Here is a 24,016-nt window from a genome sequence, read left to right as displayed (position 1 = left end):
GACCTGCCGCTGCACGACTTCGACCAGCGGATTCACCATTCCGCGCGACCGCACGAACCGGCCTTCGCTGATGTGAGCCACCAGTATCGATCGTTTATAGGTGGGCGATATTGACCGCTTCAACACTGGTCCCACGAAAGATCCTTGCCGCGGCGAACATCCGGAAGGTGGCAAATGATTCGCGTAGCAGAGATCACTATTGGAGCGTTTCCAGGCCAGGGCGCGTACTCACCTGGCTGCCTGGAGTCAATGCTGACCGACAACCACGTACGCCAGGTCGTCGATGAGATCGACGGGATCGCGACCCGGATGCTGGGGCGAGGGCTCAAGGACACGGTCCTGATGACCTCACCCCCCACGGCCGACGAACTGCTGTCCGACGCGCCGGACGTGCTGCAGGTCGCGGCCTTCGCCACGTCCGTGGCGCTGCACCAGCTGCTCTGCCGCCACGGCGCGGAGATCACTCTGCTGGTGGGACACAGCCTCGGTGAGATCTCCGCGCTCGTCGCCGGGGAAGCACTCACCGTCGCCGAGGGGACCGAGGTGCTCTGTCACCGGATCCTGGCGCTGCGGGAACACGACACCAGCGGCGGCCGGATGCTCGCGCTTTCCTGCGGGCGGGACCGGGCCGAGCAGATCCTGGCGCTGCTTCGTGACGGCGACGCCGTCGTGGCCGTCGACAACGGGCCGAAGCAGACCACGGTGTCCGGCACGCCGGACGCACTCACGAGGATCGAGGCGATCGCGGCGGCCATCGGGGTGCAGGGCACGCCGCTGCGGGCGCCGCATCCCTTCCACAACCCCCTGCTCCAGGAGGCGCGAGCCGACTTCGCGCGCCGCATCGCGGGCGTGCGGGCCCGTGACCTGCGCACGCCCGTCTACTCGCCGATCCTGGGCCGGTACTACCGGGCCGGTGAGGAGCTTGGCCCACTGCTGGCCTCCCACTTCGTCACTCCCGTGCAGTTCGGCGACAGCGTGCGGCGGCTTTCCGACGCCGGAGCCCGGATCTGGGTCGAGCTTGGAGCCGGCCGCACGCTGACGAACCTCGCCCGTACGATCGATCCCAGCACGCTGGCCCTGGTTCCGCTGGCGGGCCGCACCAGCTCGGTCTCCGAGGTGGCGGCCTTCCTGCGCCCCGCCGCGACTCCGGCGCCCCCCGCCGTTCACACAGCCGCCCCTCTGAGCGTCGACGCGCCTGTGGCCGGTCCCGCCCACGTCTCGGTGCCCGACGTCGCTCCCGTGTCCGCGCCGTCACCGGCCGCCCCGGCCGCCGCCGTCCCGGATCGCGAGGAGATCGCGACCCGGATCAGGCAGCTGTACGCCCGGGTCCTGGAATACCCGGAAGAGGTGTTCGAGGACGGAGCAGAACTCGAAGCCGACCTCGGCGTCGACTCGGTCAAGCAGACCGAGATGTTCGCCCAGGTGGCCGAGGCATTCGGACTCGGAATGCGCCCCGACGGATTCCGGGTCGCCGACTACCCGACCTTCGGCGCCGTCGTGGACTTCGTCCATCGGAGTGCCTCTCCCGTGCCGTCGCCGACCCCCGCGCCTGCCCCCGCGCCTGCCCCTGCGCCTGCCTCGGCGCCTGCTTCGGGGCCGGTCCCCGCGCCGCCCGTCACGCCTGCGCAGGTCACGAGTGCCCAAGCCGCCGCCGTCCCGGACCGTGAGGAGATCGCGACCCGGATCAGGCAGCTGTACGCCCGGGTCCTGGAATACCCGGAAGAGGTGTTCGAGGACGGAGCAGAACTCGAAGCCGACCTCGGCGTCGACTCGGTCAAGCAGACCGAGATGTTCGCCCAGGTGGCCGAGGCATTCGGACTCGGAATGCGCCCCGACGGTTTCCGGGTCGCCGACTACCCGACCTTCGGCGCCGTCGTCGGCTTCGTGTGCGCCGCGCTCGACGGAGCGGAGGTCGCTGCCCGATGAGCGAAGGCTTCACATTGGAAGGCAAGATCGCGCTGGTCACGGGTGGCGCGGGCAGCGTGGGACGGCACATCACCCGACAGCTGAGCGAGGCGGGGGCCACCGTACTGGTCGGGTGCTTCCACTCCTACGACGCCGCCCGGGAGATGGTGGCCGAGCTCACGGCCGAAGGGCGCAGCGCCGGGGTCGTCCGCGGCTCGGTGGCCAAGCCGGCGCAGGTCGAGAAGATGTTCGCCGAGATCGGCGAACGGTACGGCCGGCTGGACATCCTGGTCAACAACGCGGCGGCGGGGGTGTTCGTCAGCCTCGACGAGCTCACCGACGAGCACCTGGACCGGGCGTTCGCCACCAACGTCAAGGGCGCGCTGTGGTGCTCCCGCGCCGCCAGGCCGCTGCTCGTCCGGGCCGGGGGCGGCGCCATCGTCAACGTCTCCTCGATCGGCGCCTCCTACGCTCCGGCCAACTACCTCGGCGTGGGGATCTCGAAGGCGGCGCTGGAGAGCCTCACCCGTTATCTGGCGGCCGAGTTCGCTTCCGACGGCATCCGCGTCAACGCCGCCTCCGCCGGGCTGATCGACAATGAGGTCGGCCGGATGTTCCCCCGCTTCGACTCCGTGCGGGACAACACTGTGGACGCCACCCCGCTGGGCCGGCTGGCATCCGAGGCGGACCTGGCGGGCCTCGTGACCTTCCTGGCGACGCCGGCCGCTGGATGGATAACCGGCCAGACCGTCGTCGCCGACGGTGGCCTGGGCCTCCTGCATCGGGCCATGTCCCCCGACCCCGACGTCAGAACGCCGGACACGGCGTCGGTCCCTGCGTCGGTCCCTATGTCGGTCCCTATGTCGGTCCCTGTGTCGGTCCCTGCGTCCGTCCCTGAGTCCGTCACCGCACCCGAACCGGCGCCGGAACTCGCCGAAGACGAGGACCCGGTCGTGGTGGTCGGCATGGGCCTGGCCGTACCCGGCGCTTCGGGACCGGAGGAGTTCTGGAAGCTGCTGAACGAGGGCGCCGAGCTGTTCACCGAGGTGCCGGCCGACCGCTGGCCGGTGGACGGCTTCCACCACCCCGACCCGGCCACTCCGGACAAGACCTATCAGCGCCGGTCGGGCTTCATGACCGAATTCACTCCACATCACGCGCTCGCCGCCGAGCTGGCGGACCTGGGAGAGAACCTCGATTACACGGCGCTCTGGCTACGGCACAGCGTCCACCAGGCCCTCGACGGCGTGCGGCGCGACGCCGGCGACCGGTTCAGCGTGGTCGTCGGGTACACCCCCGACGGCAGCCAGCACCTGCAGGAATCCCTGGTGCGCCGGGAGGTCCGCGACTTCGCCGCCGGAAACGACGTCGATCCCGACGACCCGGAGCTCCGCGCGTTGCTGGATCGCTGCCTGCCGCTCGGCGACCAGGCGCTGCCGCCGCATCGCGTCGGACGGCTGGCCGTTCACGGCCTGCTGCCGGAGGAGACTCCGGTGACGATGCTCGACACCGCCTGCTCGTCGTCGCTGTACGCGATCGACCTGGGCGTACGCGCGCTGATGGCGGGCGAGGCCGATATCGCGGTCTGCGGAGGGGCGTTCGCGCTGGCTCCCTCCGGGTCGGTGCTGTTCTCCAAACTGCACGGCCTGTCCAGGCGCGGTGAGGTACGCGCCCTGGACAAGTCCGCCGACGGGGTGCTGTTCTCCGACGGCGCCGGAGTCGTGGTGCTGAAACGGCTGTCCCGGGCGCTGGCGGACGGCGATCGCATCCACGGCGTCATCTCCGGCATCGGGTTGTCCGCCGACGGCAAGGGCAAGGCGATCTACGCCCCGTCCAGCGGCGGCCAGGAGCTGGCCGTCCAGCGGGCCCTCGCCAAGTCGGGGATGCGGGCCGGCGAGGTGGACTGGGTGATCGCCCACGCCACCGGGACGCCCGCGGGTGACGAGGCGGAGTTCACCGGGCTGCGTTCGGCCTACGCCGGAGAACGACCGGTCCAGGTCACCTCCAACAAGTCGCTGGTCGGGCATACCGGCTGGGCCGCCGGGGTGGTGTCGATCATCCACGCGCTGCTGGCGCTGCGGCACGGCGTCATCCCCGCCCAGTACCGCTTCACCGAGGCGCCTGCGTACTTCCACACGGACACCACCAACCTCACCATCCCGGCCGAGCCGGTGGCGTGGCCGGCCCGTCCTGAACGGGCGCGCACCGTCGCGGTCTCCGGCTTCGGATTCGGTGGCACCAACGCCCATGTGCTGCTCCAGGAGCACGTACCGGGCCTGCGTTCCGCGTTCGGGTACGGCGAGCGCCGCCCCGAGCCGCTGGTGCTCGTCGGCTGGTCCGCCCATCTTCCCGGGTGTGAGGACGAGGCCGCGGTGGAGCGCTGGGCCAGGGAGCGCATCGCGCTGCCCGCCTCGTTCGGCGAGGTCTACCCGCCGCCGCCGTTCCAGAAGCTGCGGATGCCGGCCAGCGCCGTCCGCGCCACCGACCGCGCCCAACTCATGATCGTCGAGTGTATGCAGCGGCTGGACCCGGCGGTCCGGGCGGCGTGCGACCGGAACCGCGCCGGGACCGGCGTGGTCGTCGGACACGTGGGCCCCACGCGGAACGCGATCCTGTACGCGCTGCGCGCCTACCAGGACGAGCTGCTGCGCGAGGCCCGTCAGGCGGCCGACCCGGAGCCTCTGATCACGTTGTTCAAGAAGTTCAACGAGCGGGTGCAGGAGCTGATCGCGGCGCCGGTCGAGGACTCCTTCCCCGGCGAGATGCCCAACGTGGTGCCGGCCCGGTTGTCGAACTACTTCGACCTGCGTGGGCTGAACATCGCGGTGGACGGCGGCCCCGACTCACTGGCCGGCGCCTTCGAGCTGGCCGGGCGCTACCTGGAGTTCGGCGACATCGACATCGCGCTGGTCGCCGGGGTCAACGGCAACACCCTGCCCTCCTGGCGCGGGCTGCTGGCCGAGAGCGGTGTCGCCGCGGACGCCACCGAGGGGGCCTTCCTGTTCGCGGTCACCCGGCGCTCGTACGCCGAGAGCGAGGACCTGCCGGTCCTGGCCGAGATCGACGCACTTCTCGAGGGAGGGGCCTGATGCCCTCGCCGACCGTCACCCTTCCGGGCGCTTGCGGCGCCCCCGGCCTGCTGGCCCTGCTCACCGGCGCGTCCGCCGGCGACGTCAGGTTGGGCGGCCTGACCTTCCGCCGCCTCTCCTCCGAACCACACGAACCGCACGAACCGCACGAACCGCAGGGGGCCTACGGGGTGTACGGGCCGGCCGAGCCCGCCGAGGCCACCGAACGCGCTGATTCCGATCGCCTGCTCGACAGGTACGTCCTCTCCTTCGCGCCGGCCGTCGCAGAGCGGGTGCGCGACGACGTCGCGGCCCTGCCGCCGGGCGTGGTGCTGGTCACCGGGACCGACCCGGGAAGGCTGGCGCTGCCGCACGACGCGATCACGGTGAACACCGACGGCGACCTGCCCGCCCTGCCGGAGGACGACGGGCCCCGGCACATCAGGGTCCTGGTGGACCTGTCGGATCCGGCGCTGACGGCACCCGGCTGGTCGCCTCAGGCGGAGCGGCTGCTGCGGTTGCACGAGCGCATGTTCCTGGTCGTGCGGCAATACGCGGCCCGCTGTGAGTCACTCCTGGTGACGCTGGTGGGCGGCATCACCGACACGGGGGTCGCGCTGCCGTTCACCGGCCTGTTCACCGGGTTCGTCAAAAGCCTGGCGCTGGAGCTCCCGGCTGTGCCGATCGTGGCCACACTGCACACGGAGACCGACGCCGCCTCGGCGCTCGACGCGGGGGCGGCCGAGCTGGCCAACCGCCAACTGCTGCCGGTGGTCGCCCACGTGGGCGGCCGCAGACTGACCCTGCGCGCGCTCGCCGAACCGGCCAGGCCCACCGAGCCACCCATCTCACGTGAGTCCCTTGTGGTGGCGGCGGGCGGCGCGCGCGGGATCGGCGCCGCGCTGCTGACGGCGCTCGCCGAGCGGTACGGCCCGCGCATCGTGGTGCTCGGCAGCACCCGCCTGGACGTCTACGACCCTGAGCTGCTGGACATCGACCCCGACCAGGCCGCCGCCACACGTCCGGCGTACATAAAAGGGCTGATCACCGGACCCGGCCGAATCGGAGTGGCCGAGGCGAACGCGGCGTTCGACAGGCTCCAGGAGGCCAGAACGGTCCAGCGCACCCTGCGGGAGCTGGAGCGGCACTGCGGCGCGGGCCGTGTCGCCTACCTCCACTGCGACCTGCGCGACCGGGAGGCGGTCGGCCGGGCAACGGACGCGATCGCCGCCGAGCACGGCCAGATCGACCTGCTCATCAACGTCGCCGGGACCAACAGGGCCTCGGCCGTGGGCACCAAGTCCCACACGGACTTCCTGGCCGTACGGGACCTGAAACTCCGCACGTATCTGAACCTGAAGAGCGCGCTCGCCGGTGCGCCGCCGCGCCGCTGGTGCAACTTCGGCTCGTTCGTCGGCTTCACCGGTCAGCACGGCGAGACCGACTACGGCTCGGCCAACGACTTCCTCAACAGCTCGGCCGCCTGGGCGGCGGCGCGCGGCGAGACCGAGTTCACCATCGGCTGGACCCTCTGGCGCGACATCGGCCTGGGCGCGACCCCGATCATGAAGGCGTTCCTGGCCAAGGCCGGCCAGTTCACCGCCACCCCGACCGAGGAGGGCGTGGCGCACTTCCTGGCCGAGCTGGGACACCCGGCTCCCCCGGCCATGACCGTGCTGTTCGGCGAGAGGGAACGCGCCGCGATCACGGCGGCCGTCCCCGAGTATCTGGACTGGTGCGCGCACCCGCCCCAGTTCCTCGACAAGGTCGTCCGCGGCCCCGGTGAGCTGACCGCGTCGCGCACCTTCGACCTGGACCGCGACGGCTACCTCAGGATGCACGTGGTCAACGGCTATCCGACGTTGCCGGGCACCTTCGTGCCCGAACTGGCCGCCGAAGCCGCCAAGGCCCTGGTCCCGCATCGGCTGCCGGTGGTCTTCGAGAACGTGCGGCTGGAGTCGTTCCTGCGGGTCTACCGCAACGGCCGTCCCCAGACGAAGAAGATCCACGCCCGGCTGGTGAGCGAGAACGCCGAGGAGTCGGTGGTCCAGGTGCGGATCCTGGGCGACGTGCACGGCCCGGGCGGCCGGATTCTCGCCAAGGACAGGCTGCACTTCTCGGCCACCGTGAGGATGCGTGACGGCTACCGGACCGCGCCCTCGTGGAAGGCGTGGGACGACACCGGCGCGACCCCGGTGGCCGACCCCTACCACGCGCCCTCATCGGCGGCGCTGCTCACCGAGGTGTTCGTCTCCACGGACGGGACCCGGCTGCACCCACGCGGACGCCGCGCCCGGCTGGCGCTGGACGCCGAGGGAGTGCGGCGCTGGTTCCCCGACCTGCTGGTGCCGTCGGTGCTCCTGGACGGACTGGCCCGGGTCGCCGTACTCGATCTGGTGGACGGCAGGTGGACGCCCGTGGCGATTCCCCGGTCGATCCGCAGAATCGAGGCCTTCGGACCGGACAACGACGCCGCCCTGCTGGGCCGGCGGGTGGAGCTCTACTCCGTGCCCGAGCATCTGGATCTTGAGGATGCCGCCGCGGACAACCTCTGTGTCGCCGTCGCGGCGAACGGCGACGTCCTGCTGGAGATCGAGGGGACGACCGGCCAGGTCCTCGGCTACGTGGACCAGGAGACCGGCGCCTTCCTCGGCCGTGACGAGTTCGCAAGGAGACAACGATGACAGTCAGCGAGGACCACGGACGGACCGGCGGCGGGGTGTGCCCCTTCACCGGCGCGACGGCCGAGCAGACCAGGCAGGACGTGACCGGCCCCAAGGGGCTGCCGCTGGTCGGCATCACCATGAACCTGGGACTCAACCCGTTGGACTTCACCCTCAAGACCCAGCGGGACTGGGGCTCGATGGTCAAGATCAACCTGATTCCCAACGACTACATCCAGGTCACCAATCCCGAGGCGATCGAGCGGGTGCTCGTCGGCAACATCGGCAACTACCGGCGCGGCAAGCTGTACAAGACCTTCCACTCGTACATGGGCATGGGCCTGCTCACCCTCGACGACGCCGAGTGGCGCGCGCACCGCAAGGTGGTGCAGCCGGCGTTCACCCCCAAGAGGATCAGCGCGTCCATCGCCGAGACCATCGGCGCGGCGCAGGATGTGTTCGACCGGTGGGAGCGGCGCGCGGCCACCGGCGAGGAGTTCGACCTCGTCGTGGACACGATGGACCTCAGCGCCCGGGTGTTGGGCAAGGCGCTCATCAGCCGGGACCTGTCGAGCAAGGACCGGACCTTCACCAAGGCCGTCGCCGCCGCGCTGGAGGTCATCTTCAAGAACGTCAGCAGCGTCGAGGAGCTGCTGGTCCCCAAGTGGGTGCCCATCGCCTACTTCCGCCGCAAGCGCAAGGCGCACAAGGTCCTCGACAAGATAATCGATCGTGAGGTGAAGGAGCGCACGGCCAAGGGGGACCCGGGCGACGACGCGGCCGGGCTGCTCATGAAGTCCGACCTGCCGCCGAACGCGCTGCCCGACAACCTGCGGACCATGTTCATCGCCGGTTCGGAGACCACCGGTCTGAGCCTCGCGTGGGCCATCTACGAGCTCACCCGGGCGCCCTCGGTGCGGCGGCAGGTCGAGGAGGAGGTGGACCGGGTGCTGCAGGGACGCATCCCCACCTTCGAGGACCTGGACAAGCTGGTGATCACCAAGTCGGTGGTGGACGAGACGCTGCGGCTCTACCCGTCGGTCTGGCAGTTCCCGCGCGACCCGGTCGCCGACGACGAACTGGCCGGGCACCATGTCCCCGCCGGATCCACCGTCATGATCAGCGCGTTCGGCACGCACCGCAACCCGGAGGTCTGGGAGAACCCCAACGCCTTCGACCCCACCCGCTTCCGCGATCCGGAGGAGCAGCGGCGCCGCCCCAAGTTCGCCTACCTGCCCTTCGGCGGCGGGCGGCGGCAGTGCATCGGCAAGCCGCTGGCCCTCGCGATCCTGGTCGCGTCCGTCGCGATGGCCTGCCAGCGTTACCGCTTCTCGCTGCCGCTGGACCAGGAGCAGGTCAAGCCCGGCGCCTTCATCACCATCTTTCCGGAGAAGTTCCCGAACAAGGGGATCCGCGTCACCGTGCGCCGTAGGGACCCCGTAGTCCCGGACACGGATCCGGAGCGGCCCGAGCAGGCGCGGCCCGAGCAGGCGCGGCCCGAGCAGGAGCAGGTGCGGGCATGACGGCAGGCGGCCGCTCCGTGGGCCGGATCATCCTGGTCACGGCGATCCCGATGTTCCTGGTCTCGCTCAACAACCTGGTCGTGGTGAACACCCTGCCGGTCATCGCCCGCGACCTGGCCGCCCCGCCGTCCACGCTGCAGTGGGTCATCCACGCGTACGCCCTGGCCTTCGCCGGGCTGCTGCTGACCGGCTCAGCCCTGGGCGACCGGTTCGGGCGGCGCCGGGTGTTCGCGGGCGGCATCGCGATCTTCGCCCTGGGATCGGCCGGGTGCGCGCTCTCGGACTCGATCGGCTCACTCATCGCCGCTCGGGTCGTCCAGGGCGCCGGAGCGGCCGCCGTGCTCCCCATCTCGCTGACCTTGCTGGCCGCCGGAGTCCCCCCGCGGCGGCGGAACGTCGCCATCGGCCTGTGGAGCGCGGTCAACGGGATGGGCATCGCGCTCGGCCCCCTGGTCGGCGGCGCCTTGGCCGTGGCCCAGGGCTGGCCGTGGGTCTTCTGGATCACCGCGATCACCGGCGCGGTGTTCGTTCCCGTGACCCTGATGGCGGTCGAGGAGAGCACCGGCGACGACGGCAGGCTGGACCTGCCCGGCATGGCGCTGGCGGCGGCGGCGGTCGTCTCCCTCGTGTGGGGCATCACCAGGGCCGGCACGGAGGGCTGGACCGCCCCGCCCGTGCTGGCCGTGCTCGGCTTGGCGCTCGCGCTGGGCGTCGCGTTCGTCGCCTGGGAGCGGCGCGCGCGACACCCCCTGCTGCCGCTGCGGTTCTACCGGATTCCGGCGTTCGTCCTGTGCAACGTGGTGTCGCTGGCGATGTTCTTCGGGGTGTTCGGCGCGATCTACTGGCTGATGCAGTACCTGCAGGGCCCCCTCGGATATTCAGCGCTCCAGGCCGGGCTCCGCACTCTGCCGTGGACCGCGATGCCGATGCTGGTCGCGGTGCTGGCCGGGCTGGTCACCGAACGGGTCGGGGCCGGGCGCCTGATCGCCCTCGGCCTGCTGTGCGAGGCGGCCACGCTGGCCTGGAGCGCGCTCCTCATGGCGCCGGCCGTGCCGTACTCCGACATGCTGCCCATGCTGGTCCTCGGCGGGATCGGGATGGGCCTGGTCTTCGCCCCCCTCACCGCCGTCGTGCTCGCCTCGGTGGGTCAGGGCGAGCGAGGCCGCGCGAGCGGGGCCAACACCACGGTGAGAGAGATCGGCTTCGCGCTCGGGGTGGCCGTGCTGACCACCGTCGTCACCCGCGCCCACCCCGCGCTCTCCGACCCCGTCGTCTTCGTGGCCGCGGTCCGGCCCGCCGTCTGGCTCGGCGCCGTCGTGCTCGCGGCCGCCGCACTCGTCGCCCTCTTCATTCCCAGGGACGCCGCCGGCCCGGCGATCGGCGTGTCCCGACCGCAAGCAATCGAGGTGTCCAGATGAACGTCGCCGTCGTCCTAAACCCCTCCGCCGCCGGCGGGCGGTTGCGCCACCGGTTACCCCAGGTGCTGTCCACGCTGGAACGGCGCCTCCGGATCGAGGTGCTGACGACCCGCAGCAGCGCCGACGCGGTCGCCGCCTGCGGGCGGGCGCTCGACGGCGGGGCGGAGGCCCTGGTCGCCGTCGGCGGTGACGGCACCTTCCACACGGCCCTGCGCGCCCTGGACGGGCGGGACGTCCCGTTCGCGCTGATTCCCGGCGGCACCTGCAACGACATGGCCGACGCGCTGGGACTGCCCGCCGACCCGGTGGCCGCGGCCGAGGCCGCCGCGGAGTCCCTCGCCGATGGCAACGTGCGGCAGGTCGACCTCGCCGAGGTCGTCTACCCCGACGGGCGCACGCTGCGGTTCGGCACCGTGCTGGCCATCGGGTACGCGGCGTCGGTGGCCGATCGGGGAGGACGCCTGAAGTGGCCGGCGGGCCCGCGCCGCTACGACGTGGCGGCGCTGCTGGAGCTCCCGCGCTTCCGGGGCCGGGTCTACAACGTGACCCTGGACGGCGTGGCGGCCCAGCTCCCCGCGGTGCTGTTCTCGGTGGGCAATACCGGCCGATGCGGCGGCAAGCTCCACGTGTGCCCCGACGCCGACATCGCCGACGGCTACCTCGACGTCACCACCCAGGGGCCCAACAGCCTGCCGGCGACGCTCGGCTCGACCATGCGCCTGTTCAGCGGGGTGCGCAGCGCCACCGACACCTCCACACGCAGGTTCCGCGTGCGCTCGATACACGTCGCCTCGGCCGGCCACGTCACGTTCGCCGACGGGGAGCCGCTGCCGCCCCCGCCGTTCACCGTCCATTGCGCGGCAGGCGCCCTGACCGTGCCCAAGGTGGGCTGAACGGTGGCGGTCAGGAAGGTGGCCCTGGTCACCGGGGCCTCCAGCGGCATCGGCGCGGCCACCGCCCGTCGGCTGGCTCCCTCTCACCACCTCATCCTGGTGGCCAGGCGTGCCGACCGGCTGAAGGAGCTGGCCGCGGGCATGGACAGCGCTCTTGTCATCGCCGAGGACCTCACCGACCCGGCGGCGGCCGAACGGATCGCCGAACGGGCCGGCGCCGAACACGGCCGGCTGGACCTCCTGGTCAACAACGCCGGAGCGCACTTCGGCGGCGCCTTCGCCGACACGGGGTGGGAGCACGTCCACCGGTCCATGGAGATCAACTTCGCCGCGCACGTGCGGATGACCGGCGCCTTGCTTCCCCTGCTCCGGCGGTCGGCGCCGAGCGCCGTCGTCAACGTCGCCAGCGTGGCCGGCCGTATCGGCCTCGCGCACTCGGGCGCGTACTCGGCGGCCAAGTTCGCCCTGAGCGGGTGGACGGAGGCGCTGCACGCCGAGGAGCGCGGCCACGGGGTCCACGTCGCCCTGGTGCTGCCGGGATTCGTGACCACCGAGGGCTTCCAGTACCGCGCTGACCGGGCGAGCCGGCGCACCCGGTGGATGCTCTCCACCCCCGAGGTGACCGCCCGCGCCATCGTCGCGGCGGCCACCGGCCGGACCGGCGAGCGGTACACGCCCTGGCCGTGGTGGCTGCTGGCCGCCGGTCGCCGTCTGGTGCCGGGGCTGTACCGGAAGGCCGCCCCCACCATCCGGGCCTGACTTCGGGACTCACCGGCGCCGCACGTGGACGAGAGGACTTGACACATGACCATCGTGAAACCGGCCCTGCCCTTGGGGCGGTTCTACCTGGATCGGGTGACCAGACCGGACAAGCGCACGCTCATCGCGGAGCGCATGCTCGACACCCGCGAGGACTACCTGCGCCACCATCTGGTCCGCGGTGTGCCGACCATGCCCGGCTGCTTCGCGGCCGAACTCGCCGCGGAGGCCGCCCAAGAACTGGTGCCCGACCTGGTGGTGACCAGCCTGCGCGACCTTTCCTTCGAGAGCTTCCTCAAGCTGGGCGGCGGCACCGGGCTCAGCCCCCTGCGGCTGGTGGCGCGGCTGCGCGGCAGGGACGACGACGCCGAGAGCGCCGTCGTCGACGTTCAGGTGCTCGGCGACGTGGTCTCCCCCTCGGGAACCGTGCTGGTCAGGGATCGCCGCCACTTCGCGGTGACGGTCGTGCTCGCCGCCGAACACCCCAGGCCCCCGCGCTGGGCACCGTGGCCCGCCGCCGAGGCGGTCCCGGTCGTCGATCCGTACCACGTGGCCGGCGGTGCGGTACGGCTCAGCGGGCCTTTCGTGTCGACCACCGGCATCCGGCTGCACCCGCTCGGCGTCCGCGCCTGGTACTCCAAGCCGGTCCCGCCGGACACCACGCCCGGCTCGGTGTTCGACCGGTTCCTGACCCCCGGGTTGCTGCTGGACGGCCTGCTCCGCCTGGCCGCCATGGACCTGGTGCGGGACCGGTACATCCCGGTCGCCGCCCCGACCGCGATCCGCAGGATCGACCTCTACGGCCCGGCCAACGACGCCGAACTGTCGGCGCTGCACGTCCCCGTCGAGCTGATCAGCACGCCGCGCGGGCCGTTCACCGGCGCCGAGCCGGTCACCCGGGGCGTGGCCATGCTGCCCGACGGCCGGGTGCTGCTGCAGATCAAGGACGTGACCGGCTTCCCCACCGGCTACTTCGACACGTTCACCGGCGAGCACGTCGACCGGTCCGTGGTCGAGGACGGCCGCCCGCTGACGCCCCCCACCCGGGTGGGCGCAGTCCCGATCTAGGCCACGTTTCACGCCGAGGAGGACAATTCCATGACGAGGATCGAGGCGCCAGGGCCCCGCGGGGGACGATCGCTGGTGCGTAACGTCGTGATGTGGCGCAAGGATCCCGCGGGTTTCCTGCTGGCCGCCGCCCGGGACCACGGGGGAGTCGCCCGGTTGCAGCTGGGGCCGTACCTCACGCACCTGGTCACCGACCCGGCCGCCGTCTACCGGGTGGTGGTCGAGAACCACAGGAACTACACGCGCGGCAGGCTATACGAGCAGTTCAAGCTGGTCATGGGCCGCGGTCTGCTGACCTCGGACGGCGCGTACTGGCGCGGGCACCGGCGCGGCGTCCAGCCGCTGTTCCTCAGCAAGGCGATCGGCGCGATCGTGCCCAACGTGGTCGAGGCCACCAACGAGATGCTGGACCGCTGGGAGCGCAGCGCCGCGGACGGCGAGCCGGTCGATCTGGTCGCCGAGATGCTCAGGCTGACCATGGTGACGCTCAGCCGCTCGCTGTTCGGATACGACGTGGACGACGCCGTGCCCGCGGTCAAGCGAGTCGTGGACGCCGGCCTGGAGCTGATGTTCATGCACGGCATGATCTCCGAGAAGCTGCCGCGCTGGGTGCCCAACGCCCGCAACCGGCAGATTCGCGAGATCCAGGGCTTCCTGAACGAGTTCGTCGCCACCATCCGCGACAACCACAGCAGGACCGGGCAGGGCCCGCTCGTCGAGCTGATGGAGGCCGCGGTCGATCCGGAGACCGGGCGGCGCTGGACGGACCAGGAGATCCGCGACGAGCTGATCACCGTCTACATGGCCGGGCACGAGACCACCGCCACAGCCGCCGCGTGGACCTTGCACGCCATCGCCACCCACTCGTGGATCGACGAGGAGCTGACCGGCGAGGCGCAGCGGGTGCTGGCCGGGCGGGACCCGGTGCACGCCGACGCCGATCAGCTGACCTTCGCCGGGATGGTCGTCCAGGAGGCACTGCGGATGTACCCGCCGATCTGGATCTATCCAAGGGATGCCATCGGTGACGACGAACTGAACGGCTACCACATCCCGGCCGGGTCATCGGTGGTGCTCTCGCCGCTGGTCTCCCAGCGCAACCCCGAGCTGTTCCCCAATCCGCAGGTGTTCGACCCGCACCGCTTCGCCGGAGACGCGGTCAAGCGGCTGCCCCGGCTGTCGTACTACCCGTTCGGCGGCGGTCCCAGGATGTGCGTGGGCAACCTCATGGCGCTGCTCGAGCTGAAGCTCATCATCTCGATGATCGCCCAGCGGTTCAGGCTGGAGCCCGTGTCCGGCGCCCAGGTGCCGTACGGACACTCGATCATCTCGCTGCGCCCGGAGGGCGAGCTGCGGGTCCGCCTGCGCCCCCGCACCCGCGAGCTGGCCGCGGCGGGAGGCCGGTCATGAGCGCCGCCGCCACCGGCGCGATCCTGCGTCAGACGCTGACCCTGTGCCCGCTCCCCCCGGCTCCGACGCCGCCCGAGGACGTGCTGGACGGCCGCAGAGTCCTGGTGATCAACGGTTCGGACCCGGTGCGGCGCTCGGTGTGCCGCGCCGTCTGCCGGTACGGCGGGACCCCGGTGACCGGTCTGGACGCCACCCGGATTGACGTGATCATCGACCTGACCCTGCACGGCGACCCGGAGGAGACCCGTCCCGGGGCGTGGCGGGAACCGATGCGACGGACCGTGGCCGCTCTCCAGCACGTCTACCAGGACTGGGTCACCGAGACCGACGCCCGCAGGTTGCACTACGTGGCGGTCACCGCGATGGGCGGCCCCATGGGCCTGAGGCCGGAGCAGGGCTCCCGGCCGCTCAGCGGAATATGGGCCGGGATCGCCAAGACCCTGCCCAGGGAGCTGGCCGCCTGCCAGGCCCGCGTGATCGACCTCGGCCCGGTGGCGGACCCGGGCGAGGCGATCGTCCAGGAGATGTTCGCAGGTGACCTGCTGGAGGTGGGACTGCGCTACGAGGAGCGGCTCACCATCCTGCCCAGGCAGTCGGCGGTGGACGGCGCGCCGATCGAGATGACCCCGGCTGACGTGCTGCTGCTGACCGGCGGCGGCCGGGGCATCGGATTCGAGATCGCTGTGGAGATGGCCCGCGGCACCGGCTGCCGGGTGATCGTGAGCGGACGGACGAGGCTGCCCGACGAGGACACGCCGTGGCTGACGGCCGACGAGGACGAGTTCGCCGAACTGGCCCTGCGTGCCTACCGTGACCGCGAGCCCGGCGAGCCGCTGCCGGTCGTGCGCCGCCGGATCGAGGGGATGCGCCAGGTCCGCGAGATCTACGGAAATCTCCGGCGGGCGAGGGAGGCCGGCCTGCGGATCGACTATCACGCCGCCGACGTCACCCGGGCCGAGGACCTGTCCGCGCTCCTCGCCGCGGCCGGGCCGGGGCTGTCGATGGTCGTGCACAACGCGGGCGTCGACGCGCCCACCCGGCTGCCGCGCAAGACCGCCGAGGAGTTCCTGCGGGTCATCGAGGTCAAAGTGGATGGCTTTCTGCGGCTCACCGAGGCGCTGGAAGGACGCCCCCTGAAGATGCTGTGCGCGGTGGGCTCCTTGACCGGGCGATACGGCGGCATGATCGGCCAGATCGACTACGCGGCGGCCAACGAGGGTCTCGCGCGGCTGGCCATGTGGACCGGGCACGCCGCCGGCCATCCGGTGAAGTCGCTGTCCTGGCCGACCTGGCACGACCTGGGGCTGATCACCAACCTGGGCGCGGCGAGCCGGTACATGACGCCGATCTCCGTCCCCACCGGCGTGGCGGCCTGGCGGGCCGAGCTGGCCCACGCCGGATCCGGCGAGATCGGCTTCGTGGCCGACATCGGGGAGATCACCCCGCGGCAGCTGTGCGGCATCACGCTGCCGTCCGACTGGGAGGGCCGCACCGAGTTGCTCACCCGCAGATTCCTGCTCGGCCAGGTCGTACGGTACGGGCCCGGGACGCTGCTGGAGACCGAGCACAGGATCGACGGGGAGTGGGCCGCCTTCCTGGACGACGTACGCGTGGCAGGCGTGCGAGGCGTGCCCATCTCGCTGCTGCTGGAGTACATGCTCGCCGGTGCCTCCTGGCTGGCGCCGCCGCTCGGCCCGTTGCTGCCGGTCGCGGGGATGCGGGACGTGTGGGTCGACGCCGGTGCGCTGGCGGCCGGCGGCGGTTCGGCCGTGTTCCACCGGCTGGTCCGGCCCGACCCGCACTCGCCGGACTGGCGGGTGCGCGTGGAGCTGTCGCGCGACGGCCGGCCGTTCGCGCGCGGCACCGCGGTGTTCCAGCCGGAGCCGCCGCCGTCCGTCATCGGACGGGGCGGGCCACCCGAACGGCGCGCCAGGGAGTACCTCTGGCGGCCCTTCCTGACCGACGTGGACTCCTGGACCATGGACGACCAGACGGGATGCTGGTCGGCCGAGGTGACGCGCACCCGGGCCTCCGACCTGTTCACCATGACCAGCCCGCCCCGGATCACCCTGCCGATCGCCCATCTGGAGGCGGCCATCGCCACGGCCCCCGGCCGCTCGGCGGTATGGCGCCTGGCCTCGCTGGACCTGCACGATCCGCGGGGGATGCCCGCCCGGCTGCTGCTCGGCGCGGACGGTGACGGGCAGGTCGTCGACGCCGAGAGGCGGCCCCTCGTCTCGATCGGTCGCTGCCGGTGGGACGACCAGCCGTGAGGACCTCGACGCCGGACACGGTGAACTGCCAGATCTGGTGGGCCACAACCGCGATGGCCCGGTGGTGGCATCCCGGCCTCCTGTCTCACGCGGAACGCGAGCGCCGCGGGCGACTGCGGCACGCGGCCGACCGGGACCGCTTCACGGTGGGGGTCGCGCTGACCAGGCTCGTGCTGGCCGGCAGGCTCGGCGTGGATCCACGCGCGCTGCGGCTGGAGCGCCGGTGCCCCGGCTGCGGCGGCGACCACGGAAAGCCTCGCCTGTCCGGCCCGTACGAGGTCGGCTTTTCGGTGTCACACACCGACGAGGTGGTGGTGCTGGCGCTCGCCAGGGACTCCATGGTCGGGGTGGACGTGGAGCGGCTGGGCCGGGTCCGCGACCTCAGGGCGCTCGGGCAGGCGCTGCTGTCGCCGGACGAACGCGGCGGGCCCCTCACGGAGACCGCCCTGCTCCGCCGCTGGGTGCGCAAGGAGGCCGCGGTCAAGGCCACGGGCGACGGCCTGAAGGTCCCGCTCGCCGACCTGACGGTCTCCGCGCCAGGAACGCCCGCCCGGCTGCTCGGCTGGCCGACCCGCCCCGAGCTGCGCTCCCGCATGACACTGCGCGACCTGCACCCCGCCGCCGGCTACCTGGCCTCCCTGGCGATCGCGACCGCGGCGAGCGGCCCGATCACCGTCTGGGAACGCGACGCCGGCCCCGTACTCGCCACAGAGCCCGGCACATCAACCGAGAGGGAGTTTGATCATGACGATGACCGTACCGGCCGGGCTGGTGAGCGACCTGGCGGTGGATCGGCGCGACCCCCGGGGGCGGCTGGCCGCGCTGCTTGATCCCGACAGCCTGTCCCTGATCCACGACGACGACGGCGGAGTGGTCTCGGCCAGGGGAACGGCCCAGGGCACTCCGGTGATCGCCTTCGCCACCGACGCCACCCGGATGGGCGGGGCGCTGGGCACCGCCGGTTGCCGCGCCATCGTCCAGGCGATCGACCTGGCCGTGGCCGAAGGCGTCCCGGTCGCCGGGCTCTGGCACTCCGGTGGGGCCCGGCTGGGCGAAGGCGTGGAGGCGCTGGACGCCGTCGGGCAGGTGTTCGCCGCCATGGTGCGGGCTTCGGGAAAGGTGCCGCAGATCTCCGTGGTCCTCGGGCCCGCCGCCGGCGGAGCCGCGTACGGCCCGGCCCTGACCGACCTGGTCATCATGGCTCCCGCCGCCCGCGTGTTCGTCACCGGCCCCGACGTCGTACGCTCGGTCACCGGCGAGGACGTCGACATGGAGACGCTGGGCGGGCCCGGCGTCCACGGCACGCGCAGCGGGGTCACCCACGTGGTCGCGGCCGACGACGACGACGCGCTGGCCCAGGCCCGCCGCCTGCTGAACCTGCTGGGCGACCAGGGCTCGCTCGACGCCATGTCCGCGGCCGACGACCGCGATCTCAGCCGGCTCCTGCCCGGCAACCCGCGGCGCGCCTACGACATCCGCCCGCTGGTGACCGAACTGCTCGACGGACCGCCGGTGCAACTCCAGGCGAAGTGGGCACGCAACGTGGTCACCGCCGTCGGGCGGCTGGCCGGCCGCACTGTAGGGGTGCTGGCCAACAACCCGCTGTACACGGGCGGCTGCCTCGACGCGGCCTCCGCGGAGAAGGCGGCCCGCTTCGTGCGGATGTGCGATTCCCTGGGCGTTCCGCTGATCGTGTTGGTGGACGTGCCCGGCTATCTGCCGGGCACGAGTCAGGAGCACGGCGGGGTCGTGCGCCGCGGCGCCAAGCTGCTGCACGCCTTCGCCGAAGCCACCGTGCCCAGGATCACGCTCGTCGTCCGCAAGGCGTACGGCGGGGCGTACATCGCGATGAACTCCCGTTCGCTCGGCGCCACCGCCGTGTTCGCCTGGCCGGACGCCGAGGTGGCCGTGATGGGAGCCGAGGCCGCGGTGGACATCCTGTCCCGCAAGGTGCTGGCCGCCACTCCGGAGGAGGAGCGCGCGGAGCTCAAGGCGAGACTCGTCGCCGAGCACGAGCACGCCGCGGGCGGACTCGGCAGGGCGCTGGCCCTGGGTGCGGTGGACGAGGTCATCGAGCCCGCGGGCACCCGGTTCCGCCTGGCTCTGGAGCTGTCGGAGGCGCTCGCCGCCGAACCGGGGCGCCGTGGGCGGCACGGCAACATCCCCCTCTAACAAGAGATCAGACAGCGAGTAGAGGTCGCGTATAGACGGCGCTGCTGTGATGAGGCGGCAGGCGCGTCCACGATTCGGAGGAATTGATGTTCGAGAGATGGGGCCGCACCGTCTATCGGCGACGTCGGCTGGTTCTGGTGCTGTCCGCGATCGTGGTGGTCGCCGCGGCGGTGTGGGGGTTGGGCGTTTTCGGCACGCTCACCTCCTCCGGAGAGTTCGAGGTGTCCGGAAGCGAGAGCCAGCGCGCCGCCCAGTTGGAGACCGCGGCGCTGGGCCGGGACGAGGCCGACGTCGTGGTGCTCTACCGCAGCCGGACGAGCACTGTGGACGATCCCGCCTACGGCGCCGACGTCACCCGGGCTCTGCAGGCCCTTCCGGCCGGCCATGTCGAGTCGTTCGCCACCTACTGGTCCACCAGGTCGCCGCAGTTCGTCAGCGCCGACCGCAGGAGCACCTTCGCGGTGCTGAGGCTACGCGGCGAGGACGAGCACGCGCGCCGTGACCACCTGGCGGCCATCCGTCCCGCCGTCGCCGTGCCGGGGCTCGAGTCGTTCGTCGGCGGTTCCACGGCCACCCAGAAAATGATCTCCGACGGTGTCAAGAAGGACATCGTGCTGGCGGAGGGCATCGCCACCCCGCTGCTCCTGCTCCTCATGATCCTCATTTTCGGCAGCGTGGTGGCGGCCGGCCTGCCGTTGCTGATCGGCGTGGTGGCGGTGTTCGGCTCGTTCTCCGCGCTGCACCTGTTCGGCCTCTTCACCAACGTGTCCACCTACGCCATCAACATCACCACCCTGCTCGGCGTGGGCCTGGCCATCGACTATGGACTGTTCATGGTCGTGCGCTTCCGGGAGGAGCTGAACCGCGGCGGCGCAGGCGAGGAGGCGGTGGTCCGCACCATGGCCACGGCCGGCCGGACGGTCGCCGTCTCCGGCGTCACTGTCGCCGCTTCGCTGGCCAGCCTGCTGATCTTCCCGCAGTCGTTCCTGCGATCGATGGGTATGGGCGGGCTGGCGACCGTGCTGGTGGACATGGTCGCCGCGCTCACCATCATGCCCGCGCTGCTGGCCGTGCTCGGCCCTCGGGTCAACGCGCTCGCCCCCCGCTGGCTGGCTCGACGCCACGGCAGGCAGTCGCTCTTCTGGACGCGGCTGGGGCACGCGGTGATGCGGCGCCCCGTGGTGGTCCTCGTCGGCACGTTGGCGATTCTGGTCACTCTTGGCCTGCCGTTCCTGCGCGTGAGCTGGGGCGGCATCGACGCCCGCGCGCTGCCGGCAGGCACCGAGACCCGGGTGGTGTCGGAGACGATGACCGACGAGTTCCCCGCCAACTTCACCAACCCCATCCGGGTGATCGTCACGCTGTCCGATCCGGTCTCCACTCCGGCCGCGCGGGCGGCTCTGAGCGCGTACGCCGACCGGGTCGAGGCGGTGCCCGGGATCACCGGCGCCCAGGTCACCGGGGAGGCCGGTCACACAGCGAGGATCGAGCTCACCTACAGCGCCAACCGGATGTCGGCGGAGGCCAGAGACCTGGTCCGGAAGGTTCGCGCGGTCCCGGCCCCGGCCGGAGCCTCCGTCCTCGTCGGGGGGGCCACCGCGGCGCTGGTCGACCAGCTCGCCAACCTCGGGGACCTTCTGCCCTGGATGGCGTTGCTGGTCGGGGTGACCACCTTCCTGCTGCTGTTCTTGGCCTTCGGCTCGATCCTGCTGCCGATCAAGGCCGTGATCATGAACATCTTCTCGCTGTCGGCGACGTTCGGCGCGCTGGTCTGGATCTTCCAGGACGGTCATCTGTCCGGGCTGCTTGGCTTCACCCCGACAGGTTTCCTCGAGCCGTCGATGCCCATCCTCGTGCTGGCGATCGTGTTCGGCCTCTCCATGGACTACGAGGTCTTCCTGCTCTCCCGGATGCGGGAACACTATGACGCGCACGGCGACAACACCGCGGCGGTGGCGGCGGGGCTGCAGCGCACAGGCGGCCTGATCACCAGTGCGGCGCTGCTGTTCATCATCGTCGTGGCGGCCTTCTCCACCTCAGGCATCACCTTCATCAAGCTGACCGGAATCGGCATGCTCATCGCCGTTCTGGTGGACTCCACGATCGTGCGGGCGTTGCTGGTGCCGGCCACGATGAAACTCACAGGACGGGCCAACTGGTGGGCCCCCGGCCCGCTGCGCCGTCTCTACGGCAGGTACGGCATACGGGAGAACGACGAAGCCGTCGTCCCGGAGAGCGCCCTGGTCACGCGGTGAGACGGTAGACGTGCTCCTCCCGGCGAGAGCCGGGGCGTGACCAGCGATATCGCAACCCCCCACGGCCTTGTCCGCCGCAGGACTCCCCCTGTCCTGTAGCGGACAAGGCCGCTGTCGTCCAGGCCTGAATCCTTCTCCCAGCGAGCTCCGCGGGCCATATTTATTTCAACGGAGCCGTTCGCTCCCGAACAAGGAAAAGCGGAAAGGGGAGAAAGATGTCGATTATCTCAAGGACCCGCGGCACGGGAATTCTCGCCGCGATCGCCAGGGGCGCCATTGGCCTGATCACCGTCGGCGGCTTTGTGGTGATGGTCGGAGCCGGGATTTCCGTGAGCCAGGAGGGCGTCCTCTTCCAGAACAGCGGTGGACCCGCGGCGGCCAACGGCATCATATGGGACTGACCACCCGCGAACATCACCATGCGTATAGAGATGGCGACGCTGCTCGCCGGTGATGGACGCGATTGGCGGCAGGCCGACGCCGATGTGGTCCTGACCATTCTGTCATTGGTGGCCACGCCGGCGGACGGAATCGAGCACATCCGTTCCCGTCACGTGGGAAACCGAATCGAAGTCGTGGTTTTCCAGGCGGACGAATCCGCTTCGGGCGACCCCGGAATAGCCCAGGAGCTCATCCGGAGAGCGGAAAACCTACTGGCGGCACTGGAAAGGGGACGGGGCTGAGATGGCCCAAAAAATGGAATTCCGAATCCTCGGCCCTGTCGAAACGCGGGTGAACGGGGAACAACGCCTGCTCAACGGCGCCAAGCCTCGCACCGTACTGGTGGAGTTTCTGCTGGCGCACGGTCGAGTGGTGTCCGACGAGCGGCTGACCGACCTGTTATGGGCTGAGGCGGCGCCCGCGACCGCGAGCGCGCAGATCTACACCTACGCCTCCCGGCTGCGCAAGCTCTTCGAGCCGAGCCTTCAGATCACCCGCTACCCCCACGGCTACTCCATGAAGCTCGGTGACGCGTGGTGCGACCACCTGGAGTTCTCCAAGCTCAGCAGTGCCGGCCTGGACGCGGTGAAGCAAGCACGCTGGCAGACGGCCACGGATCTGCTGAGCCGAGCACTGGCCCTGTGGCGCGGCCCGGTGCTGGTGGACGTCACCGACCACATGGCCGCCACCGAGCGGCCCCGGCTGGAGGAGGCACGGCTCCGCGCCCTGGAGGGCCGCGTGGCGGCCGACCTGATGCTCGGCCGCCACCACGACCTCGTGGCCGAACTCACCTGGCTGGTCGCGGAGCAGCCGCTGCGCGAGCTGCTGCGGGCACAGCTCATGACCGCGCTCTACCGGTGCGACCGGCAGGCCGACGCGATCGCCACGTACCAGGAGGGGCGGCACGTCCTGGCCGACGGGTACGGCGTCGATCCCGGACCGGTGCTCTCGGCGACCTACCAGGCGATACTCACGGGCAACCTCCGGCTTTCCCCGAGCGATACCGATTCCGACGGCAGGACGGGAGAATGCCGCCGGGGCCGGGCCGCCTCAGGATGCATCAGAGCCAGCCGCGCTCCGCGACTCGCAACCCGGCCTCGAAACGGCTACGGGCGCCGATCCGCTCCATGATCTCGGCCATCATCCGGCGCACCGTCCGTTCGGAGACCCCCAGCCGTTTGGCCGCGACCTCGTCGGTCAACCCCTCGGCCAACATGCGCAGCAGCTCGTGCTGCTGCCGGGTGAAGCCCTGCGGACTGAGCGCCGGACTACCCAACGGCGCGGCGATCTCCCACACCTGTTCGAAGAGGGCCAGCAGGGCGGCGATGATGCCAGCGCCGCTCAACTGGAGCGCACCGCGTCTGCTGTTGTCAGGATCCATAGGAACGATGGCCACGGTACGGTCGAAAATGATCATCCGAGGCGGCAGGACCGGCATGGTGCGCACGTGAGCGCCGGCCTCCACCAGCCAGTTCAGGTAAGAAAGGGTCGCCGAGTCGTTGCGGACGCTGTCGAGACAGATGTTGCGGAACTTCACCCCGCGGCCGAGTGCCCGCTCGTCGTTTCGACGGGCCGTCTCCAGAGCGTCCGCTGACTGGGAGCCACCGGGCATGAAGGTGAGCACCTCATGCCCCACCTCCTCCGACAACTGCTCCAGCCGCCCGATGATGACGTCGATGCCCACCAGTCGCACCGCGTCGCCATCGGACCTCTCCTGGTCGGCGTACTGGGTGAGCATCTGAGCCACCGCGGCCTGGCTCTGCGCCATCTCCAGTTGCCGTTCGGCCTCTTCCATCTGCCGCCGGCGCAAAAGTGCCTGCAGTCCCACTGCCGGATTCACCGGCCGCAGGTCCCCCGGATCCTCCAGAGAGCGCCGCAACAGGGCCAGATCGGCCAACCGGTCGAGGGCGGAGAGGACGTCCTCTTCCGAACATTGCAAGTGCCGGACAATGTCGTTTATGCGCCAGCGAGGATTATCGAGCATGGTTCGGTATACGGTTTCGGCGAGGGGATCGAGCCCCAACCCCTCAAGCAATGCCAACCCCCAGGCATCCCGATGCGGACACAAAATTCACCCCATGTTCGACGAATCTTCGCTAAGTGCGCGATTCTCGTCAAGCGATGCGGCCGGCGTTCATGTTCGCGCAGCACAGGGGTCCGGCGACACG

Annotated in this window: 17 protein-coding genes; 16 read left to right on the top strand and 1 reads right to left on the bottom strand. The window is 71.1% G+C overall.

Annotation, left to right across the window (positions count from 1 at the left end; genetic code table 11):
- Window positions 1–174: 174 nt before the first annotated feature.
- The 16 genes from ABZ857_RS26040 to ABZ857_RS25965 all read left to right on the top strand — a co-directional run bounded on the left by ABZ857_RS26040 (window position 175) and on the right by ABZ857_RS25965 (window position 22,979).
- Window positions 175–1,926: an acyltransferase domain-containing protein gene (locus tag ABZ857_RS26040; protein ID WP_357047107.1), complete on the top strand. Its 1,752-nt coding sequence runs from the start codon at window positions 175–177 to the stop codon at window positions 1,924–1,926.
- On the top strand, window positions 1,923–4,994 hold the full coding sequence (locus tag ABZ857_RS26035; protein WP_357047106.1) for an SDR family oxidoreductase: 3,072 nt from the start codon (window positions 1,923–1,925) through the stop codon (window positions 4,992–4,994). The genes ABZ857_RS26040 and ABZ857_RS26035 overlap by 4 nt, the downstream gene beginning before the upstream one ends.
- Window positions 4,994–7,657, top strand: coding sequence for an SDR family NAD(P)-dependent oxidoreductase (locus ABZ857_RS26030; protein ID WP_357047104.1), 2,664 nt, complete (start codon window positions 4,994–4,996; stop codon window positions 7,655–7,657). The genes ABZ857_RS26035 and ABZ857_RS26030 overlap by 1 nt, the downstream gene beginning before the upstream one ends.
- Window positions 7,654–9,159: a cytochrome P450 gene (locus ABZ857_RS26025; protein ID WP_357047102.1), complete on the top strand. Its 1,506-nt coding sequence runs from the start codon at window positions 7,654–7,656 to the stop codon at window positions 9,157–9,159. Before ABZ857_RS26030 ends, ABZ857_RS26025 begins: the two co-directional genes overlap by 4 nt.
- Complete coding sequence (locus tag ABZ857_RS26020) at window positions 9,156–10,577, top strand: MFS transporter (RefSeq protein ID WP_357047100.1); 1,422 nt, start codon at window positions 9,156–9,158, stop codon at window positions 10,575–10,577. The genes ABZ857_RS26025 and ABZ857_RS26020 overlap by 4 nt, the downstream gene beginning before the upstream one ends.
- Window positions 10,574–11,470, top strand: a complete 897-nt coding sequence (locus tag ABZ857_RS26015; protein ID WP_357047098.1) for a diacylglycerol kinase family protein — start codon at window positions 10,574–10,576, stop codon at window positions 11,468–11,470. The genes ABZ857_RS26020 and ABZ857_RS26015 overlap by 4 nt, the downstream gene beginning before the upstream one ends.
- Window positions 11,471–11,473: 3 nt before the next feature.
- Complete coding sequence (locus tag ABZ857_RS26010; RefSeq protein ID WP_357047096.1) at window positions 11,474–12,229, top strand: SDR family NAD(P)-dependent oxidoreductase; 756 nt, start codon at window positions 11,474–11,476, stop codon at window positions 12,227–12,229.
- Between the two features lie 45 nt (window positions 12,230–12,274).
- Window positions 12,275–13,297, top strand: a complete 1,023-nt coding sequence (locus tag ABZ857_RS26005) for a hypothetical protein (protein WP_357047094.1) — start codon at window positions 12,275–12,277, stop codon at window positions 13,295–13,297.
- 30 nt (window positions 13,298–13,327) lie between these two features.
- Window positions 13,328–14,707: a cytochrome P450 gene (locus ABZ857_RS26000; RefSeq protein ID WP_357047092.1), complete on the top strand. Its 1,380-nt coding sequence runs from the start codon at window positions 13,328–13,330 to the stop codon at window positions 14,705–14,707.
- Window positions 14,704–16,980: a KR domain-containing protein gene (locus ABZ857_RS25995; RefSeq protein WP_357047090.1), complete on the top strand. Its 2,277-nt coding sequence runs from the start codon at window positions 14,704–14,706 to the stop codon at window positions 16,978–16,980. The genes ABZ857_RS26000 and ABZ857_RS25995 overlap by 4 nt, the downstream gene beginning before the upstream one ends.
- A complete protein-coding gene (locus ABZ857_RS25990; protein WP_357047088.1) occupies window positions 16,977–17,810 on the top strand; it encodes a 4'-phosphopantetheinyl transferase superfamily protein in 834 nt (277 codons plus the stop codon). The genes ABZ857_RS25995 and ABZ857_RS25990 overlap by 4 nt, the downstream gene beginning before the upstream one ends.
- The gene (locus ABZ857_RS25985; RefSeq protein WP_357047124.1) at window positions 17,731–19,152 is read left to right on the top strand and encodes a carboxyl transferase domain-containing protein; all 1,422 of its coding nucleotides are present in this window, start codon (window positions 17,731–17,733) and stop codon (window positions 19,150–19,152) included. The genes ABZ857_RS25990 and ABZ857_RS25985 overlap by 80 nt, the downstream gene beginning before the upstream one ends.
- A gap of 86 nt (window positions 19,153–19,238) precedes the next feature.
- Window positions 19,239–21,407 (top strand): MMPL family transporter, encoded by a 2,169-nt coding sequence (locus ABZ857_RS25980; protein ID WP_357047086.1) that lies wholly within the window; start codon window positions 19,239–19,241, stop codon window positions 21,405–21,407.
- 215 nt (window positions 21,408–21,622) lie between these two features.
- A complete protein-coding gene (locus tag ABZ857_RS25975) occupies window positions 21,623–21,808 on the top strand; it encodes a hypothetical protein (protein WP_357047084.1) in 186 nt (61 codons plus the stop codon).
- A gap of 30 nt (window positions 21,809–21,838) precedes the next feature.
- A complete protein-coding gene (locus ABZ857_RS25970) occupies window positions 21,839–22,090 on the top strand; it encodes a hypothetical protein (protein WP_357047082.1) in 252 nt (83 codons plus the stop codon).
- Between the two features lie 13 nt (window positions 22,091–22,103).
- Window positions 22,104–22,979: an AfsR/SARP family transcriptional regulator gene (locus tag ABZ857_RS25965; RefSeq protein WP_357047080.1), complete on the top strand. Its 876-nt coding sequence runs from the start codon at window positions 22,104–22,106 to the stop codon at window positions 22,977–22,979.
- Here the strand turns inward: ABZ857_RS25965 and ABZ857_RS25960 are convergent.
- Window positions 22,909–23,889, bottom strand: a complete 981-nt coding sequence (locus tag ABZ857_RS25960) for a LuxR C-terminal-related transcriptional regulator (RefSeq protein ID WP_357047078.1) — start codon at window positions 23,887–23,889, stop codon at window positions 22,909–22,911. The genes ABZ857_RS25965 and ABZ857_RS25960 overlap by 71 nt on opposite strands.
- Between the last annotated feature and the right edge of the window lie 127 nt (window positions 23,890–24,016).

It is taken from the genome of Microbispora sp. NPDC046933, assembly GCF_040644635.1.
In the GTDB taxonomy this organism is placed as follows: Bacteria; Actinomycetota; Actinomycetes; order Streptosporangiales; family Streptosporangiaceae; genus Microbispora.
The sequence above is the reverse complement of the archived record's forward strand: the minus strand, read 5'-3'. Positions and strand labels throughout refer to the sequence as shown.